The 18,888-nt window shown below is 54.5% G+C and carries 14 protein-coding genes, 3 pseudogenes and 1 riboswitch; of the genes and pseudogenes, 8 read left to right on the forward strand and 9 right to left on the reverse strand.

The features are described from left to right. Positions 1–191: 191 nt before the first annotated feature. Together hutH and hutP are read right to left on the reverse strand one after the other, a co-directional pair. Positions 192–1,706, reverse strand: coding sequence for a histidine ammonia-lyase (gene hutH, locus CV944_RS08490; RefSeq protein ID WP_100664067.1), 1,515 nt, complete (start codon positions 1,704–1,706; stop codon positions 192–194). Positions 1,707–1,826: 120 nt separating this feature from the next. After that, on the reverse strand, positions 1,827–2,273 hold the full coding sequence (hutP, locus tag CV944_RS08495) for a histidine utilization transcription antiterminator HutP (protein WP_021321347.1): 447 nt from the start codon (positions 2,271–2,273) through the stop codon (positions 1,827–1,829). Positions 2,274–2,533: 260 nt separating this feature from the next. On the opposite strand from hutP, the gene CV944_RS08500 reads away from it, so the two are divergent. The 6 genes and pseudogenes from CV944_RS08500 to CV944_RS08525 all read left to right on the forward strand — a co-directional run. After that, on the forward strand, positions 2,534–3,379 hold the full coding sequence (locus CV944_RS08500; RefSeq protein WP_100659720.1) for an SPFH domain-containing protein: 846 nt from the start codon (positions 2,534–2,536) through the stop codon (positions 3,377–3,379). Positions 3,380–3,394: 15 nt separating this feature from the next. Beyond that, positions 3,395–3,574: a type II toxin-antitoxin system antitoxin gene (locus CV944_RS08505; protein ID WP_050368189.1), complete on the forward strand. Its 180-nt coding sequence runs from the start codon at positions 3,395–3,397 to the stop codon at positions 3,572–3,574. Between the two features lie 203 nt (positions 3,575–3,777). Continuing rightward, positions 3,778–4,806 (forward strand): XdhC family protein, encoded by a 1,029-nt coding sequence (locus CV944_RS08510; RefSeq protein ID WP_063329893.1) that lies wholly within the window; start codon positions 3,778–3,780, stop codon positions 4,804–4,806. Then, positions 4,803–5,436: pseudogene (locus CV944_RS08515) on the forward strand (NTP transferase domain-containing protein). Before CV944_RS08510 ends, CV944_RS08515 begins: the two are co-directional and overlap by 4 nt. Beyond that, positions 5,423–6,925 (forward strand): annotated as a pseudogene (locus CV944_RS08520) (xanthine dehydrogenase family protein molybdopterin-binding subunit); the annotation flags it as partial. The pseudogenes CV944_RS08515 and CV944_RS08520, both read left to right, overlap by 14 nt. A 54-nt stretch (positions 6,926–6,979) precedes the next feature. Then, a pseudogene (locus CV944_RS08525) lies at positions 6,980–7,351 on the forward strand ((2Fe-2S)-binding protein); the annotation flags it as partial. A gap of 227 nt (positions 7,352–7,578) precedes the next feature. Here the strand turns inward: CV944_RS08525 and CV944_RS08530 are convergent. The 5 genes from CV944_RS08530 to thiC all read right to left on the reverse strand — a co-directional run bounded on the left by CV944_RS08530 (position 7,579) and on the right by thiC (position 15,568). Beyond that, positions 7,579–8,739, reverse strand: coding sequence for a saccharopine dehydrogenase family protein (locus tag CV944_RS08530; RefSeq protein ID WP_033009544.1), 1,161 nt, complete (start codon positions 8,737–8,739; stop codon positions 7,579–7,581). A gap of 157 nt (positions 8,740–8,896) precedes the next feature. Then, on the reverse strand, positions 8,897–10,378 hold the full coding sequence (locus CV944_RS08535; protein WP_100659719.1) for an aldehyde dehydrogenase family protein: 1,482 nt from the start codon (positions 10,376–10,378) through the stop codon (positions 8,897–8,899). A 70-nt stretch (positions 10,379–10,448) separates the two neighbouring features. Further along, positions 10,449–12,104, reverse strand: a complete 1,656-nt coding sequence (locus CV944_RS08540) for a thiamine pyrophosphate-binding protein (RefSeq protein ID WP_100664068.1) — start codon at positions 12,102–12,104, stop codon at positions 10,449–10,451. Then, positions 12,101–13,279, reverse strand: a complete 1,179-nt coding sequence (locus tag CV944_RS08545) for an aminotransferase class I/II-fold pyridoxal phosphate-dependent enzyme (protein WP_145994821.1) — start codon at positions 13,277–13,279, stop codon at positions 12,101–12,103. Before CV944_RS08545 ends, CV944_RS08540 begins: the two co-directional genes overlap by 4 nt. Before the next feature lie 600 nt (positions 13,280–13,879). Then, positions 13,880–15,568: a phosphomethylpyrimidine synthase ThiC gene (gene thiC / locus CV944_RS08550; RefSeq protein ID WP_100664070.1), complete on the reverse strand. Its 1,689-nt coding sequence runs from the start codon at positions 15,566–15,568 to the stop codon at positions 13,880–13,882. Between thiC and CV944_RS17280 the strand changes: the two genes are divergently transcribed. Next, entirely contained in the window at positions 15,546–15,704 is a 159-nt protein-coding gene (locus tag CV944_RS17280) for a hypothetical protein (RefSeq protein WP_155266780.1), read from the forward strand. The two genes, thiC and CV944_RS17280, sit on opposite strands and share 23 nt — an antisense overlap. A gap of 18 nt (positions 15,705–15,722) precedes the next feature. Next, positions 15,723–15,836: riboswitch (TPP riboswitch) on the reverse strand. A gap of 134 nt (positions 15,837–15,970) precedes the next feature. Here CV944_RS17280 and CV944_RS08555 read toward each other — a convergent pair. Next, positions 15,971–17,224: a methyl-accepting chemotaxis protein gene (locus tag CV944_RS08555; protein WP_063329887.1), complete on the reverse strand. Its 1,254-nt coding sequence runs from the start codon at positions 17,222–17,224 to the stop codon at positions 15,971–15,973. A gap of 322 nt (positions 17,225–17,546) precedes the next feature. Here CV944_RS08555 and CV944_RS08560 point away from each other — a divergent pair, with 322 nt between their 5' ends. After that, the gene (locus tag CV944_RS08560; protein WP_100664071.1) at positions 17,547–18,425 is read left to right on the forward strand and encodes an IS982 family transposase; all 879 of its coding nucleotides are present in this window, start codon (positions 17,547–17,549) and stop codon (positions 18,423–18,425) included. 158 nt (positions 18,426–18,583) lie between these two features. Here the strand turns inward: CV944_RS08560 and CV944_RS17285 are convergent, their stop codons facing one another. Then, complete coding sequence (locus CV944_RS17285; protein ID WP_155116435.1) at positions 18,584–18,739, reverse strand: hypothetical protein; 156 nt, start codon at positions 18,737–18,739, stop codon at positions 18,584–18,586. Positions 18,740–18,888 lie beyond the last annotated feature (149 nt).

Consider the following 18,888-nt stretch of genomic DNA (forward strand, 5'->3'; position numbering starts at 1 on the left):
ATGCGTCTTCCTTATCTTTCCTGAGACAGAGCACGAATCCATGCTCGTTTCACTCTGATCCTATTGAGCGTTCTACGATCTCCTCACCGTTCTTTGGCCATCTCCTTCCAAACACCTATCCTTTGGCGAGATCGAAGCTCTTTCCCATTTGTCCACTTCACTTCCCCTCCTCATTCCCCACCATTTCTCTTTTACACCCGCACTTCCTGGCAAACAACGCCATGTTTGGCTCTTTCCTCAAGCCACTTAGCCACCGCTTCAATGTCATCAGAAAAGACGCGGTCAGCTGTAATGGAGGAAACAATGCGGCGCGCCTTATGGTAAAACTGCCTCGTTGACGGGGCCATTCGCTCGATGCCGCGCGCTTCGACAGCCTGCAAAGCGCAAATGAGCTCAATCGCCAACACTTTTCGAGCGTTTTGCACGATCATGTACGCATGGCGGGCGGCGGTCGTTCCCATGCTGACGTGATCCTCTTGGTTCGCTGAAGACGGAATCGAATCGACGCTGGCTGGGTGGGCGAGCGTCTTGTTTTCCGACACGAGCGAAGCGGCGACATATTGCATAATCATTGCCCCAGACTGCAAGCCGGGCTGTGGGCTTAAAAATGGCGGCAAGCCTTCGCTAAGCTGCGGATTGACAAGCCGTTCGATGCGGCGTTCGCTGATGTTGGCCAGCTCCGCCACCGCGATTTTCAACAAATCCATGGCGATCGCAACGGGTTGGCCATGAAAGTTGCCGCCAGAGAGCACCGTCCCGTCCGCAAAAATAAGCGGATTGTCCGTAGCAGCGTTCATTTCGATTTCAAGCGTTTCCTTCACATAACGAAGCGCCCTAAGCGACGCTCCGTGCACTTGCGGGAGGCAGCGGATCGAATACGCGTCTTGCACGCGCCGCTCCCCTTGCCTTGTTGTGAGTTGGCTGCCCGCTAAATAGCGGCGCAGCCGTTCCGCCACCTCCGCCTGCTCCTGAAACCCGCGGGCTGCATGGATGCGGGCGTCAAACGCGTCCACAATGCCATAAAGCGCCTCAATCGTCAGCGCCGCGATCCATTCACTGTCATACGCCAGTTGTTCCGCCTCTAAGTAAGCAAGGGCTCCGACGGCTGTCATCACCTGCGTGCCGTTAATAAGCGCCAGCCCTTCTTTTTCCTGAAGGGAAAGCGGTGAAATCTCCGCTTGTGAAAGCGCTTGGGCGGCAGGCATCCGCCGCCCTTGGTACATCGTCTCTCCCTCGCCGGCAAGCGCCAGCGCCAAATGGGCGAGCGGCGCTAAATCGCCGCTGGCGCCGAGGGAACCTTGCTGCGGCACGATCGGATGGATGCCGGTGTTCAAAAATGCGAGCAACTGCTCAATGACCGCCGGACGCACGCCGGAATACCCTTTCAACAACGCATTCGCCCGCAAAAGAAGCATCGCCCTCACGACATCTTCGGCAAATGGCTCGCCGACGGCACAAGCGTGCGAGCGAAGAAGATTGATTTGCAGCTGTTCAAGGTCGCTTCCTTCAATGCGCACATCGGCGAGTTTGCCAAAACCCGTATTCACGCCATAGATCGTCCGTCCATTGGAGATCGCTTGTTCCACTGCCGCGCGGCTTTTCTCGACAGCCCTCATGCTTTCCTCATCGGCCGCCACCCGCTCCCGTTCATAGACAACACGTCTTACCTCATCGATCGTCAATGTATGCCCGGTCAATACGATCATCATTCCATCTCCCTTCGTTTGTTTTCTCAATCGAACGCCTGGGCAAACAAAAAAGGAGGCGGCCTGCCATATGGCAGTGTTCGCCTCCTCATGACTCATCGCTCTAGGCATGGAGCGTGCTTATATATGATTGATTCCAAGCCCCGCCGCCTCGTGCTCAAGCCCGCGCACCGGGGCGCCGATCGTCCCGTACAAGGCAACGGCGAGCCATTCCCCTTCGTTCGGCTGTTCATACGGCATGCCGCGCACGACGGCGAAACGAAGGCCAGCGGTTCTCAACAAATCTCCCAGCTCTACCTGCCCCCTCGTCACGCCATGCACCGCCTCTAAAATCGCATGGTATAAGGCGTGCATCTCGCGGTACAAGCCGCCGTCCACCACTCCATGCCGCTTTGCCGCCGTCTCAATCGCCGCGACGATTTTTTGCGGCTCCATCGCCCCGACCCGCCCTTGGCAATAGCGCCACGAAAGCGCCTCAAGCTGGCTCAAGACCGGGCCTTCCTCCCCCTCATCCAGCATCGCCAGCAGCAACGCCTGCCGGCCGATGCGCGCTTGTCTTGGTTCCATTGCTTCTACACACCTATTGGTCTTTTTTTCTATTGTATGATGACAATGAAAGCGATGTCAATGATGAATTTCCATTTTTTAGTTCATTAAAACAGTAACAGGATGAATGATCGCCGTTGATGCCTCTGGATGAAAAATTAGGGGAAACATGTGCTTCGCGGCGAGCCATCAACCACTCCACCTTCTCATCTTCAGCTTTCCATTTTTTTGATTATATGATATCATATAAATATCAAATCGACATTATAAGGGGGATAGGGATGAGAGAACAAGAAGCATGGCGCATAGATGGATTTATCGGCATCGGATGCGTCGCCCTTTTCGTTCTGGCTGGTTTTGTCAGCCTCATTCAAGCGCAGCTCTTATTGGCCGTTTTCTGCTTCGCCCTTGCCGCCTTCTTGGCGACTGGCATCACGATCGTTCAGCCGAATCAAGCAAAAGTGATCATTTTTTTCGGCCGCTACTTTGGCACGATTCGCGACAGCGGGCTGTTTTTCACCGTGCCGCTCACCGTTCGCAAGAAAGTATCGCTGCGCGTGCGCAACTTCACGAGCAAGAAGCTAAAAGTGAACGATGTTCAAGGCAATCCAATTGAAATCGCCGCCGTCGTCGTCTTTCGCGTCATCGATTCAGCCAAGGCGGTGTTTGACGTTGATGATTATGAACAATTTGTTGAGATTCAAAGCGAAGCGGCCATCCGCCATGTCGCAACGAAATATCCATACGACACGTTTGAAGACGACAACGAGATTACGTTGCGCGGCAACGCCGATATTATTTCCGATGTTCTCGCCGCTGAGCTGCAGGAGCGATTGCGTGTCGCCGGAGTCGAGGTGATGGAAGCGCGCCTCACTCACTTGGCGTACTCCCCGGAAATTGCGAGCGCCATGTTGCAGCGTCAACAAGCAGCCGCCATTTTGGCCGCCCGGAAAAAAATCGTCGAAGGCGCTGTCTCGATGGCGCAAATGGCGATTGAACAACTTGACAAAGAAAACATTTTAGAGTTAGATGATGAACGAAAAGCCGCAATGGTGAACAACTTAATGGTCGCGATCGTCTCCGAGCGCGCCACCCAGCCGGTGATCAATACCGGCAGTCTATATTAACGGTTGTGGAGTGCGATGACAAAGAAAAAACAATTTCCCCTGCGCATTGACCATGAATTATATGCCGCGCTCGAACAATGGGCGCAGGACGAGTTTCGCAGCGTCAACGCCCAGATCGAGTATTTGCTGCGGGAGGCGGCAAAGCGGGCCGGACGGCTCGGAAAAGGAAAAACAGATCAACAACAAGGAAGCTAGCCGATGACGGCTGGCTTCTTTTGTTTTTCAGTCATGGGCATTTGTTACAGAAATATAACGATAGCAGAGCCTTTTTTGAAAGGGGGCGAACCGATGCCGCATCCGCTGCCGCCGCTTACGGCCATTGCGAAAGTTGATGCATCATCCCACCGCGCTTTCAACAGCTCGGCCGCCTTTGGCGCAATGCGAAAGGAGGATGAGCCATGGAGAGTTACCATGCTGTGCTCGAGGCGATCGCCGCCGCGCCGGTCGACGGTGTGTTAGCCATCATCATCAGTGTGGAAGGCTCAGCCTACCAAAAAGAAGGGACGTGCATGTGGATTGGCGCCAACGGAGAAACAGTCGGGCTGCTGAGCGGCGGCTGCCTGGAAGAAGCAGCGGCAGCTTACGCGCGTGAGGTATTGGCGAACCGCCAGGCAGCCGCTGTTTCGTTTGACTTGCGGACTGAGGATGATTGGTCGTGGGGGCAGGGCGCCGGCTGCAACGGCCTCGTCCACATTTGGCTCGAGCCGGTCACAAGCGACGCAAAACTCGATTGGCTGGCGCTCAAGCGTTGCCTTGACCGCGGCGAACATGTACTGATGGTCCGAAGCATCATGTATCCAGACGAGCGGCCGTTTTTCCAAAGCGAAACAGGCGAACAATTCGGCGGTTGCCGTCGGACGCCGCATCGGGAATGGCGCGAATGGCTTCACAAAACGCCGTTTTATCAAGGGCGAAGCGGTTTGTACGAAGTGGACGGGGAAACATTTTACGTTCAGCACTTTTGGCCAAAACCTCGCCTTGTCGTATTCGGCGCCGGTCCGGACGCCCCGCCGCTCGTCTCAGCCGCCAAAGCCGCCGGGTTCTCCGTCACCGTAAGCGATTGGCGTCCAGCGTTTTGCCATCCATCCCATGTGTCCGACGCTGATGAATGGGTGGTTGGCTTTCCGCATGAAACGGTGCCAATGCTCCATTTGAATGAACGCGATTTTGTCATCGTGATGACCCACCAATTTGAACGCGACCGCGAACTCGTCTCGCTGCTGGCTGACAAACCGCTCGCCTACCTTGGCGTGCTCGGCCCGCGGCGGCGCACCGACCGCCTCTTTCCTTCCGGCTCCGCCCCGCCGTTTGTCCGTTCGCCGGTTGGGCTGTCCATCGGCGCGCGCAGCCCACATGAAATCGCCATCAGCATCACCGCCGAGCTGATCAGCGTGTTGCGCAGGCATGGAGCGGAGGCTGCCCAATGAAGGACATCACGATCGCCGCCATTTATTTAGCGGCCGGACAAAGCCGGCGGATGGGGGCCGATAAACGCGCCCTGCCATGGGGGGGATGGGACGCTTGGCACCGCCGGCCTGAAAGCGGCGCTTCGTTCCTGTCTAGCGCCTGTCATCGTCGTCATCCCCCCGTCCGATACGCTCGCCTGGCTTCCTGACGCGCTGCTAGGCAAATGCCGCCTTGTCCGTTGCGCCGCCTGTCACCGCGGCCTGGCTCATTCGCTGGCCTGCGGGTTGCGCCGAGCGATGGAGGAAAGAGCGGACGCCGCTGCTGTCTTATTGGCCGACCAGCCGTTCGTCACATCCGACACGATCAATGCGCTGGCCGGCCTTTATCGACGCCATCGTCCCGATTACGCCGCCTTCTCCTGCTCCGGTGTGCCGATGCCCCCAGTTATTTTTGGAAGCCCAATGTTTCCCGCTCTCTTGGCGCTGGACGGCGATGCCGGTGGGCGCACGCTCTTTCGCGATCCCCACTGGCATGGCCTTTTGTACGAAGGTGATGCGTCAACCGGTATTGACATCGACACAAAAGACGATTATGAACGCGCCACCATCTATCGAGAAGAAAAGGAGGGACGCCCCCATGGCCATCGGTAAAAGCATCATCCGCAAAGAAGCGTGGGATAAAGTGACCGGCCGGGCGAAGTATACGAACGATTTCAAAGAACAAGGAATGCTTCACGCTGCCTTGGTGACAAGCCCATACGCCCATGCGCGCATCCTCTCGCTGGATGCACGCCGCGCGCTCGCCGTCCACGGCGTCCATGCTGTTGTGACCGGCGAGGGGCTGCCGCTTACCGGTGAAGACATGCGCGATCGTCCGCCGATCGCCGTCGACAAAGTGCGCTACTATGGCGAAGTCGTCGCCGTCGTCGTAGCCGATACGCTCGCGCAAGCCGAACAAGCGGCCCGCCTCGTCCGCGTCGTTTACGAACCGCTTCCAGCCGTCGGCTCGCCGCGCGAGGCGTTGAAAGAAGGCGCTCCATTATTGCATGAACATCTCGACCGCTATGAAAAAAACAAAACGACTCATCCTGAGCCAGGGACAAACGTCGCCCACCGGACGAAAATCCGAAAAGGCAACATTGAACAAGGGTTTGCGGAAAGCGACGTCATCGTCGAAACAAGCGTATCGTTCGCCCCTTCCGATCATATCGCGATGGAAACACGCTGCGCCACGGCAGAAATTTGGCCGGACGGCATGATCCATATCTCTGCCTCTTCGCAGTCGCCGTTTATGATCAAAAAACTGCTCCATACGTACTTTGGCGAAGAAACCGGCAAAGTCATCGTCCATACGCCGCTTGTCGGCGGCGCCTACGGAGGAAAAGCGCCCGTCCAGCTTGAGTTGCTTGCCTACCTTGCCTCCAAAGCGGTCGGCGGCCGAAAAGTGAGCGTCTGGAACAACCGGGAATGCGACATGGTCACCTCCCCCGTTCATATCGGGTTGGAGGCAACCGTCAAAATCGGCGCGACAAAAGAGGGCTTGTTCAAGGCCATGGAAATCTTATTTCTATTTGACGGCGGGGCTTATTCCGACAAGGCGATCGATGTCAGCCGCGCCGCAGCCGTCGATTGCACCGGCCCATACCATGTCGAAAACGTCTTTTGTGATTCTTTGTGCGTCTATACGAATCGCCCGTACGCGACACCGTTTCGCAGTTTTGGCCATTGCGAGCAGGCATTTGCCGTCGAACGGGCCATTGATGAGTTGGCGAAGACGCTTCAACTTGACCCATGGGAGGTGCGGCGCAAAAACGCCATTCGCCCGGGCCACACGACGCCCACACAAGTGCGGCTCACGAAAAGCAACGTCGGCAACATGCCAGCCTGCCTTGACCGCCTGCGCGAGCTGATGCGCTGGGACGAATGGCAGTGCGTTGAGCTTGACGCCTATACCGTACGGGCCAAAGGCATCAGCGGCGGCTGGAAAACATCGACGATCGACACAGATGCTAGCTCGGGCGTCATCTTAACGTTCAACTCCGACGGCAGCGTCAACGTCATCTCCGGCGTCGTCGAAATCGGCACGGGCACGAAAACAGTGCTTGCGCAAATCATCGCCGCCCAGCTGCTTGAAGATATGCTTCGTGAGCTCGGAGACGGAGAAACCGTCTAAACAGGAGGTGAGCATGCGGACATGGAGGAAACGACAAAGCGGGAGCTTGTGCTGCACGTTAATAGAGAACGAAGATCGATCGTCACTCGCCAAGCCGAAACGCTGCTGTTTGTTTTGCGCGATGGGCTGGGGCTGACCGGAGCCAAGCCAGGCTGTTTGAACGGCGACTGCGGCGCCTGCACCGTCTTAGTCGACGGCACGCCGATCAAATCATGCATGATGCTGGCTATCGAAACGGTCGGCAAAGAAATCACCACGATCGAAGGGCTTGATGATGCCCCCATCCAGCACGCCTTCGTCCGCCACTTCGCCTTTCAGTGCGGCTATTGCACTCCTGGATTCATTATGAACGCCCACGCACTCATCGAGCGGCATCCGGGCGCGGATCGAGCTTGTCGCTTTTCTCTTTCTCGTCTGGCACAAACACGAACCGTCGGCGACGAAAACAGTCTGACCAACGACAAGGCCAAAACAGCACAACTTGACGCAAGCTGGAAGACCCGCTGGCTGGCATGGATCAGCGCCCGTTTTCACCTGAAAACGGGCGCTTCTTTATCGGCAGCCTGTTCGGGTTTCGCGCGGCTTCCCATCGGCTGCCTGTTCATTCGCTCCCTCTCCTTTTAGCAAGGGCGAATCGTTTGTTTCTCGCTAATCACGACCCCGCGCCTTTTCATTTCCTCAATATACACCTCTCCTGGCACGGCTTGCTCCGGCGGATAGACGCCGCGCTTTGTGATCACCCCGCGGCCGATGAGCTGGGCGACAGCGGAAATGGTGTAGGCCGTCGTGCGCGCCATCGCCGTCACCTTATTTTCGCGGTCATTAAACGTGACGGTCTCGTATTCCAATACCGTTTCCTTCCCGCCTTTTCGGCCGCCGACGATGACCCGAAGCAACACCACATCATCTTTCCCTTTCAAATCAAGCAGCGGCTTCAGGACGGAAAGCAGCACATCGCGCGGTTTGACTTTGCATCCATTGACCTCCACTTCCACATCGTGGCGCGTCAAGTTCAAATCGACGAGCAGCTTAAATTTTTCTGCATGGCCGCGGTAGCGGATCGTTTTGTACTCGAGCCGCTTCAAGTTCGGAAACGAGCGCGAGAGCGTCGACGTCCCGCCTGAGGTGTGAAACGCTTCAAGCGGCCCGAACCGGTCGAAATAAATCGGCTCGACTTCCGAAAGCGACGGCACTTCCTGCTTTTGGCCGTCGCGGATAATGAGAGACGGATCGGTGTAATGGTCAAGCAGCCCCTCGAGCGAAAACACATGGTTGTACTCGAGCGGCGGCTCAGGGCGGACGGGGATGCCGCCAACATACAGCAAGATGGATTCCACCTCATCGAGTTGACTCGCCCCATAGCCGGATAAAATGTTGATCATCCCCGGCGCGACGCCAAGATCCGGAATGATCGTCACCCCAGCGGCTTGGGCTTGTTCATGCAGCTCAAGCACCCGGTCGGTGATATGGCCGATATGGCCGCCTAAATCGACAGAATGGACGCCAGCTGCAATAGCTGTTTTCGCCACCGTTTCATTGAAGCGGTAAAACAAGGCATTGACGACGACATCATGCCCTTGCATGGCCGCTGCCAGTTGTTGCGGATCGCCGGCATCCACCCGCACAGCGGCAAGCTTTTCGGAATGAAGCTGCCGCACCGTCTGCTCCACTTTAGCCAAATCGACATCCGCCAGCGTCACCGCCTCAACATCTTGGCTTTGTACTAAATCGCGCGCCGCTTCTTTGCCCATCAGCCCCGCTCCAAGCACGAGCACTTTCATCGTTCTCTCCCCCTCTGTCACCGATTGTTTGCCATACGCTTACATGACAGCCGCTTTTTTCACATCGTTGCCGCGGCCGCCGCTTCGATTCACGATATAGGTTCCACGTTGATCTTCGCTTCTCTTTTGCCGGCCATGTTGCAAGCGACAGCCCGATTCAATCATCGGTATCGATTTGCGCCCGTTGCAGCTTGCCGCTGAAATCGACATAAATGCTCCGCCATTCGGTGAAGACGTCAAGCGCAGCGACGCCGGAGTCGCGGTGGCCGTTGCCCGTCCCTTTCGTGCCGCCAAACGGCAAATGAATTTCCGCCCCTGTCGTGCCGGCGTTGACATACACGATGCCGGTGTCCAAATCGCGCATCGCTCGGAATACATTGTTGACATCGCGGGTGAAAATGGCGCTTGACAGCCCATAATCGACGCTGTTGTTGACGGCGATCGCTTCGTCCAAACTGCGGACGGACATGATCGATACAACCGGGCCGAAAATTTCTTCGCGGGCGATGCGCATATTCGGCGTGACATCGGTGAAAATCGTCGGCGCGTAATAAAAGCCGCGCGCATAGTCGCCCTCGCGCAGTCGATGACCGCCAATCAGCAATTTCGCCCCTTCTTCTACACCAATGCGCACGTAGCGGTCGATTTTTTGCAGCGCCTCTTCATGGATGACGGGTCCGACTTTGACCGTTTCATCCAACCCGTTGCCGATTTTCAATGTTTTCACGGCTTCAAGCAGACGCCGCTCAAGCTCCTGTTTCACCCGCTCATGGACGATGACCCGGCTGCACGCCGTGCACCGCTGGCCTGATGTGCCGAACGCACTCCAGATGATGCCGTCAACCGCCAATGTCAAATCCGCATCATCCATCACAATGACGGCGTTTTTTCCTCCCATTTCAAGCGACACCTTTTTCAACAGCCGTCCGCATTTTTCCGCAATCATCCGCCCGACTTCATTCGATCCGGTAAATGAGATGACCTTGACATCCGGATGCTCGACGAGCGCATTGCCGACTGTCGGTCCGTCACCGTGGACCACATGAAACACTCCCGGAGGCAAGCCCGCTTCTTCAAAAATGCGAGCTAATTCCTGCGCCATGATCGGTGTCTCGGGCGCGGGCTTCCATACGACCGCATTGCCGGCCACAATCGCGGGGAACGACTTCCACGTTGCGATGGCAATCGGAAAGTTCCAAGGAGTGATGATGCCGACAACCCCCACCGGCACGCGGACGCTCATCGCAAACTTGTCTTTCAGTTCAGACGGCGTCGTATCGCCGAACAACCGCCGCCCTTCCCCCGCCATGTAAAACGCCATATCAATGCCTTCCTGCACTTCGCCGCGCGCTTCCTCGATCACCTTGCCCATTTCCATCGTCAACAGCCGGGCCAACTGTTCTTTCCGCTCCTTTAGCAGCATCCCAACTTTATACAAGATTTCCGCGCGTTTCGGCGCCGGCACGAGGGCCCACTGTTTTTGCGCTTCTTTGGCTGCCTGAACCGCTTCATCGATATCGTTTGGCCCGGACATCGCCACCTCGGCAATCGTTTCCCCCGTCGCCGGATTGATCACCGGCGCAAATTGCCCGGTGCTTGGCTCCTTCCATTCTCCATTGATATAGTTTTGGATTTTCACTGTATACTCCCCCCATTTTTCTAGATGATTTATTGAGATAATTTATACATTGAACGCCGAGCGATGATCGTCAGGACTTCCTCTTGGCCCGCAAGTCTTGGATCGTTGCCGCCACCGAAATGTGGTTCGGATCGGTCAACACTTCAATCACCGTCGGCTTCTTGGCTTCAAGCGCCAACAGAAGCGCTTCCGTGAACTGTTGTTCCGTCTGCACTTGGAATCCGCAGCTGTTCAAGCATTCTGCCAAACGGGCAAACGACACGCGGCCTAAATCGGTGCCGATGACCCGCCCCGGAAACTGCAATTCTTGATGCATGCGGATGGTGCCGTACATATGATTGTTAAACACAATGCTAATGATCGGAATATCGTATCGAGCGGCCGTTTCCAACTCCTGCACCGTCATCATAAAGCCGCCATCCCCGGATAAAGAAACGACGGTCCGGTCGGGAAAGGCCAGTTTCGCGCCAATGGCAGCCGGCATGCCATATCCCATCGCTCCTGACGTCGGGCCGATGTACGTGTGCCCATCCCCAAACGGGAAAAAAGCATGGAGCCAACCGGCGAAATTCCCCGCATCGTTCGTAATGACCGCATTTTTTGGCAAATGGCGCGCCAAACTTGCCATCACAGCTTCATAGAGATTGCGATGTTCCACCGGCAGCCTGGCTGTTTGTTCGTACCGTTTCCTCCGTTCAGCCGCCCATTCTTGCCAAGACGGCCGCACCGCGAGATCGAGCAAACGGGACAGCACTTCCTGACAGTCAGCCCAAACCGCGAGATCCGGTGCATACACTTTTCCGAATCCATCGCTGTCAATATCGATGTGAATCAGCGTCTGCGTTGGAGATAGCAAACGGTAATCTTGCGTCGTCACTTCCGACAGCCGCGTCCCCAACGCCATCACCACATCGGCCTGCTCAGCCGTTTCCATGACCTCTTTCGGCGTCCCTAGGCCTAGGTGTCCGACATAGCACGGATGGTTGTGGGGAAACACATCATGCCTCCGGAACGCCGCCATGACCGGAAGTGCATACTTTTCCGCCCATAAGCGCAGCAACTGCTCCGCTCCCGACCATTTGACGCCGCCGCCAGCAATCACGAGCGGCCGTTTGGCGCGCTTCAGAATCTCTTCAATGTGCTGTATATCTTCTTGCCTTGGGGCCGGCTTCGGCACATCGGTCTCGGCTATCACTGCTTCCGCTATCGTTTTGGAAAAGACATCTTCTGGCAGTGAAACGACGACGGGGCCGGGCCGCCCTGTTTTCGCGGTGCGAAACGCCCTTTGCACCAGCTCTGGCACCCGCTCGGCTTCGCGAATTTCGACCGCCCATTTGGCGATCGGACGAAAAAACGCTTCCATATCGACTTCCTGAAATCCTTCACGCCCTAGGAAGCGGCTGTTCACTTGCCCCAAAAACACGACCATCGGAGTGGAATCTTGCCTGGCGGTATGGACGCCAATCGCCAAATTCGCTCCGCCAACCGCCCTTGTAGCCAGCACGACGCCGCACTTTTGCGACGCTTTCGCATACCCTTCCGCCATAAAGGAAGCACCCCCTTCATGGCGGGCGGAGATGAACTCGATGGATGGCTCATCATAGATGGCATCAAGGAGGGGCAAATAACTTTCCCCCGGCACACCAAACACATAACGGATTTGTTCCTGTTTGAAACATTCGACGATGGCTTGAGCCACCGTGATGTGACGCATCGTTCTCTTCATCGCGCCGATTCCTCCCAATCCACTTGCTTCCATCGTTCAACGGCTTGCTCTAGACGCTCGAGCGGCGCTGACAGCGATACGCGGACATATCCTTCCCCTGCGGGTCCAAACGCTGTTCCCGGTGTGACGATGACTCCCGCTTCTTCGAGCAGTTTGGCGGCAAATCGTTCGGATGAGTATCCGTCATAGACCGGGATCCACAAGAAAAAGGTCGCTTTCGGCCGCTGCACGTCGATGCCCAGTTCTCGGAGTTTCTCGACCATCCTATTCATGCGTTGTTCATAAATGCGGCTATTTTCTCGAATAAACGTCTGTCCGTTCATCAAAGCGGCCACCGCCGCCTTCTGGATCGGAATAAACTGGCACGTATCCGTGTTGCTCTTGATCACCGAAAGCGCTCGAATCATGTCCCGGTTTCCGACCACGTATCCGATGCGGCAGCCGGCCATGTTATAGCTTTTGGACAACGATCCAAATTCCACCGCCACTTCCTTTGCCCCGTCCACCTGCAAAATGCTCGGCGCTTGAAAACCGGCAAACGTCACGAACGAGTAGGCCGCATCATGAGCAATGAACATCCGGTGCCGACGGGCAAGTGAAACGGCTTCGGCCAATACATCCAAATCGACAGCGGCGGCCGTCGGATTGCTCGGATAATTGAGAAACATGATTTTCGCTTGGTCATAAACGGACGAGGGAAGCGCATCAAACCGAGGAATATAACCATGTTGCGCATCGAGCGGCAGCGATCGGCTCTGGCCGCGGGCAAAATGGACGGCCGTCCGGTAGACAGGATAGCCTGGATCAGGCACTAAGGCGAGCTCGCCGGGATTGAGAACGGCTTGCAGCAAATGGACGATTCCTTCTTTCGAGCCGATTAACGCCAACACCTCGGTCTCCGGATCGAGCTTGACGCCATATTCCCGTTCATAAAAACGCGCGACCGCTTCCCGATACTCCCTACAGCCGCCATACGGCGAATACGTATAGTGTTCTGGCGCATCGAGCGCTTCTTTCAACGCTTCGATGATAAAGGAAGGGGGCGGCAAATCGGGGGCGCCGATCCCTAAATCAATGACATCGACCCCGAGCTTTAGCAGTTCTTCTTTTTTCTTTTGAAATCGGGAGAACAAATATGGCGGCATCGTCTGCACAATATCGGAAAATGTGTTCAATCCCATCCCTCCTCATGGCCCTTCGTTTCAGTTTATGCGCACGCCCATCCCCCTCATGCCCGTCTCACGTTCCAGAAGCAGCCTATCATACCAATGGCTTGCGCACATCAAGACATCATCAAAATCTTTTTTCTCGAAAAGCGGTCGATGCAGGAGAAGGGGTTATTTTTTTTCACTAAGCTGCTAGAAAAACGCGATCCACCTTCTGAAACCCGGCCCTTTCGCCATAAAAAAAAGCGGCCGGCATCATCCACGGTTCGATGACGCAACTGGCCGCTGTCTATGGAAGCGAAGCGCCGGCGAAGGCGCCGCGATAGACTGCGCAGTTTTCCCCTCATGATCATTCTATGATTCAAAATTTGCACCTTATGCCATTATCATAATCCATCTGAAACGATTTGTAAATATATTTTTTAAAAATTATATATTTTTAAAATAATAAGGAACCGCACCAATTTGCAGAACAAACAAGAGGGGCGATGAACGTTCGCCCCCCTCCGCTGCTTCGATCAGCACCGAGCGTTTTCCAGCTCATGCTTTTTCCGTTGATCGAACTTCCATATCCTCTCCACCATGCCGAGCATCGCAGCCCGCTTCTTGTCATTGATACAGCGACGACCCTTGCCGAATAAATTGTTGCGCTTTTTCTTTCATCCCCTCCTCTTTGATTTTCCGTTGCAGTTCATGTGAAATGTTCATGGAACAAAATTTCGGCCCGCACATCGAACAAAAATGGGCCGTTTTCGCCGCCTCAGCCGGCAATGTTTCATCATGATACTCGCGGGCCCGTTCCGGATCGAGGGATAAATTGAACTGATCGTTCCAACGAAATTCAAAGCGCGCTTTCGAGAGCGCGTCGTCACGCTGCTGAGCGGCTGGATGCCCTTTTGCCAGATCAGCCGCATGGGCGGCGATTTTATAGGCCACGACCCCGGCGCGTACGTCCTCTTTATTCGGCAGCCCTAAATGTTCTTTGGGCGTTACGTAACAAAGCATCGCCGTTCCATAAGCGCCAATGATGGCGGCGCCAATCGCTGACGTAATATGGTCATACCCGGGCGCGATGTCGGTGACAAGCGGCCCTAACGTATAAAACGGCGCTCCATGACAAATTTCCTGTTCCCGCTCGACATTTTCGCGAATTTTATGCATCGGAATGTGCCCCGGCCCTTCGATCATCACCTGCACATCATGCTTCCAGGCGATTTTCGTCAGCTCGCCAAGCGTTTCCAGTTCCGCAAACTGCGCCTCATCGTTCGCATCGGCGATGGAGCCGGGGCGCAAGCCGTCGCCAAGGGAGATCGCGACATCGTATTGTTTCAAAATCTCGCAGATTTCTTCAAAATGCGTATACAAAAAGTTTTCTTCATGATGGGCCAAACACCATTGGGCGATGATCGAGCCGCCGCGCGAGACGATGCCGGTCGTCCGGTTGGCGGTGAGCGGAATGTAATGAAGCCGCACACCGGCGTGGATCGTCATGTAGTCGACTCCTTGCTCCGCCTGCTCGATGAGCGTCTCGCGGTACACGTCCCATGTCAGCTTCTCCGGCACCCCTCCTACCTTTTCGAGCGCCTGATAAATCGGCACCGTTCCCACGGGGACCGGCGAATTGCGGATGATGTACTCGCGCGTTTCATGAATGTGTTTGCCGGTCGACAAATCCATGACCGTATCGGCGCCCCAACGCACCGCCCAAAGCAGCTTTTCCACTTCATCTTCAATCGAGGATGAAACGGCCGAGTTGCCGATATTGGCATTAATTTTCACATGGAAACGACGGCCGATGATCATCGGCTCACTCTCGGGGTGATTAATGTTCGCCGGAATGATCGCCCGTCCGGCCGCTACTTCCTGGCGAACGATTTCGGGGTCGATTCGTTCACGGATGGCGACGAACTCCATCTCTGGTGTGATGATTCCCCGTTTGGCGTAATGCATTTGTGTCACTGTTTTTCCGGGCTTTGCCCTCAATGGACGGCGCACGAACGGCAGCGGGCGGACGCCGGCGGTCGCTGATGGCTTCACTTCTTCGACATCGCCGCGCTCAACAATCCAGTTGCGTCGAAGAGGCGGCAATCCTTTTTCGACGTCCGGCTCAAAATGAGGATCGGTGTATGGACCGGTTGTGTCATAGACGCGCACCGGCTCGTTTTCCACCGTTCCTTGCGGCGTTTTCGTCGGCGACAACACGATCTCTCTCATCGGCACGCGCACATCCTTGCGCGATCCTTCAATGTACACCTTGCGGCTAGCTGGAAATGACATGAACGAGCGGATGTTTTCCATGCGGCTTTCCTCCTTTGAAATGGTGGTTGAGACCTGCAGCCGCACCAGCAAAAGAGAGGCAAAGACGGGGGATATTTACGCAAAAACGGGTTCCGCAAAACGAACGGAACCCGATCAAGGCAAAAAGGCCAAATGAACAGCCTGTGCGTCCATCTGTTCCCGCTGCCTGCTTCCCTACGCTGGCATGACCCAGATCAGGTTCAAAGGGTCAAAGAACTTCATCGCGTTCTTTTCTCAGCCCGGCTCCCGGACTCCCCTAGCAGATGAGCGTATAACAATGATGACTGACTTTTTTATTTTATCAGGCAATTGGCAAAGATGCAAACCATTTTATTCCAAACGTTGACTCCCACACGTCGTTTGAAAGCCCCTCTTTCTCGAAGAAAGCGTCCTTTTCCTCACTCACACAGAAAATTTCTTCAGCATTGCCCGCATCTCGTCCGCCATCTGACCGAGCGATGTCGACGAAGAGGCGATTTCCTCGACGGAAGCCATTTGTTCCTGGGTCGCTGCCGATACGTTGGCCGCACCAGACGCTGACTGTTCGACAATATTGGTCATCTGTTGGAGTGCGTCGTTCACTTGACGAGCATGCTCCGTCATTTGCTCGATGGCGGATGAGACTTGTCCAATTTGTTGACTCACTTGGCCGACCTCCTCGCGGATATGGGCAAATGATTGGCCGCATGCCGCCGCAACGTTCAATCCTTTCGCTACTTCGGAGATCACCTGTTCGGCAGACGAAACTGCCCGCTTCGTTTCTTCTTGAATGTAACCGATCAGCTCGGAAATTTGTTGCGCGGAGCGCGCTGATTGTTCTGCTAGCTTGCGCACTTCATCCGCGACAACCGCAAACCCTTTCCCTTGCTCGCCGGCGCGCGCTGCTTCGATCGCGGCATTGAGCGCCAACAAATTCGTCTGCGACGCAATGCCGGTGATCGCTTCCGTAATCTGTCCAATCTCATTCGAGCGCTCCCCGAGCCTTTGAACGACCTGGCCAAGCGCTTGAACGTGGTCGTAAATGAACTGCATTTGCTCGGACATTTGTCCGATGGACTGCTTGCCGTCCTCTGCTTTCGCCGATGTTTTCTCAGCCCGGTGCGCCACTTCTTTCGTATGGCAAGCGACGTCGCTCAATGTTTGGGAAATATCATGCACGGACGCGGCGGTGGTGCGGACAGCATCGGCCTGCTCCTCCGCACTTGCCGCAAGCGTTTCCATCGTTGTCGCAATTTGCTCTGTCGCTTTCGTCGTCTGCTCAGCGACAGCGGCAAGCTGCTGAGAATATTGCGCTACTTCTTCGGCATGATGTTGGATTTGCCCCATCACACTTTGCCAAGCGTCTGCCATATCGTTTAACGACGCCGCAATCGGCCGCAGCTGCTGCACGCGATCAAGCGGTATGCGCACCGTCAAATCTCCGCCTGTCATCTTGCCTAAATGTTCGTTAATAACGGCAATCGGGGCAACAAACCGTCGATAGTTGAGCGTTGCCGAAACGAAGCCGAGCATCGCGCCAAACAGCACCGTAGCAACAAGCGTCCACCAAAATGCCGCCCCGCGAATGCCATTGGCCAGGCATATCGCAAGGCCGATCGCCGCCGTGCCGGGAATGACAACGAACATCGTGCGAATGATATAAACGCTTAACGACAATCCATTCTCCTCCCTCTAGAAATGTTGATCTATCAAGGCTTTTCGGCCTCTCAGGGGTGTCCAAAAAATATTTTTCGACAAAATCCCTTACATCCTCCTTTTTTCTATCATCAAAAAACTTTATACTACTACTATAGCATTGACATATTCGTCAACGTGCATTGGTTTTCCTTCTTTGCGCCCAACCGGACATCCTTTATATGACAGGAGTTCATCAAAAACCCGTGGTGCTAGATAAAATCGAGTAAGCATAAAAATAGCCCTTGCTTGTGGATCTCCTGTAGAATGAAAGTGTTATCCAACATTCGAAAGGAGAATCCCCATGCAAGAGCACTTTCATTTTACTACAGATCAAGCAAAGATTCAAAAACAATATGCAGTCATTTTCTTTTTTGTTTCTGCCCAGCTGTCACAAATTCAATTCTATCTTCAACGTCGCAATCGTCATTTGGTGAAACAAGAAGATACGGTGATCATTGCTATTCATCTTTTAGGAAAGCTGCTTGGCTTCTCTTCCGAACGTGCATGGCATTGCTTTGTCACCGGAAATTTGTTCACAAACGGGCAGTTTCTCGAACGTTCCCGATACAATCGCCGTTGCCGGGCGCTGCGCTGGGCGATGAAATGGATCCGCCATGAACTGGCGAAACGCGGCCAACATCATGCCTATGCCGTGGTCGATAGCTTGCCGCTCCCGTTGTGCCATGCTGCGAGAATGCATCGTGTCAAACGGTTTCAAGGGATCGCCGACATCGGGTATTGCGCTTCAAAAAAGCAATGGTACTACGGGTTGAAACTGCACCTTCAAGTGACCGATCAAGGTTTGCCAATGGGATATGTGGTGACGGAAGCATCCTGCCACGATCGAATCGCAGCCGAAAGCGTGATGACCCAAATTCCTCATCCCTATAACCTCGGGGACAAAGGGTTCATTAGCCGTGACTTGCAAAAAAGGCTGTACGAAGAATACCAAATGGCGCTTTGGACTCCGTCTCGAAAAAACCAGAAACATCGCCCGTCCGAGGCATGGGAGAAGTGGATCCAACAAAAACGCAAAGTGATCGAGACGGTGTTCTCGGTTCTGGTTGACCAATACCGGATCACAGAGATTCGAGCGAATTCCATGATCGGATTTGAAGTAGCGCTCGACGGCATATTGTTAGCCTATTCGCTGGTCACACTAGGGCTAGTTGAGTTCTAACGCTCAACCAGCACCACGGGTATATAGGTGAATGATTATCGTTGTCGTAATGTAATATTAATTAGTTGAAAAACCAAGTTTGATTTATATAGCACCACGGGTTTTATGTTAGTAAATTTGCTCAAGTACAGATACGTAGGGAATTATCAATCAGAACTTTAATCTCTTTTGTTCTTTTCATTTAAAATTTTATCTATTTTTTCAGTTAATCTAGAGCTATCTATAGCTCTTCTAACTGCTGTTTCAATTATTACATATAAAATTAACCCTGAAAGAAGACACCAAAATATTAGTAACCCCAAAGATACTTTCACAATCTTCCCCCCAAAACAGATGTTTATCATATTATAACACATAGTTATATTCACGAGTGTTGATTATCCAAAATTATACATACGCCTTCCATAAATTTGGGCATACTCAAACAAAGCAGCGGCCATCCCGGATTTCCAATCGAGAGGAA

The sequence above is a fragment of the Geobacillus sp. WSUCF-018B genome (assembly GCF_002809985.1).
GTDB lineage: Bacteria > Bacillota > Bacilli > Bacillales > Anoxybacillaceae > Geobacillus > Geobacillus thermophilus.

Excerpts from the sequence above, each read along its gene's own strand:
- CV944_RS08505 (WP_050368189.1), top strand. The coding sequence starts at position 3,395 with ATGACAAAGAAAAAACAATTTCCCCTGCGCATTGACCATGAATTATAT.
- thiC (WP_100664070.1), bottom strand. The coding sequence starts at position 15,568 with ATGGAAAACATCCGCTCGTTCATGTCATTTCCAGCTAGCCGCAAGGTG.
- CV944_RS08530 (WP_033009544.1), bottom strand. The coding sequence starts at position 8,739 with ATGAAAGTGCTCGTGCTTGGAGCGGGGCTGATGGGCAAAGAAGCGGCG.
- CV944_RS08510 (WP_063329893.1), top strand. The coding sequence starts at position 3,778 with ATGGAGAGTTACCATGCTGTGCTCGAGGCGATCGCCGCCGCGCCGGTC.
- CV944_RS08500 (WP_100659720.1), top strand. The coding sequence starts at position 2,534 with ATGAGAGAACAAGAAGCATGGCGCATAGATGGATTTATCGGCATCGGA.
- CV944_RS08560 (WP_100664071.1), top strand. The coding sequence starts at position 17,547 with ATGCAAGAGCACTTTCATTTTACTACAGATCAAGCAAAGATTCAAAAA.
- hutH (WP_100664067.1), bottom strand. The coding sequence starts at position 1,706 with ATGATCGTATTGACCGGGCATACATTGACGATCGATGAGGTAAGACGT.
- CV944_RS08540 (WP_100664068.1), bottom strand. The coding sequence starts at position 12,104 with ATGAAGAGAACGATGCGTCACATCACGGTGGCTCAAGCCATCGTCGAA.
- hutP (WP_021321347.1), bottom strand. The coding sequence starts at position 2,273 with ATGGAACCAAGACAAGCGCGCATCGGCCGGCAGGCGTTGCTGCTGGCG.
- CV944_RS17280 (WP_155266780.1), top strand. The coding sequence starts at position 15,546 with ATGAACGAGCGGATGTTTTCCATGCGGCTTTCCTCCTTTGAAATGGTG.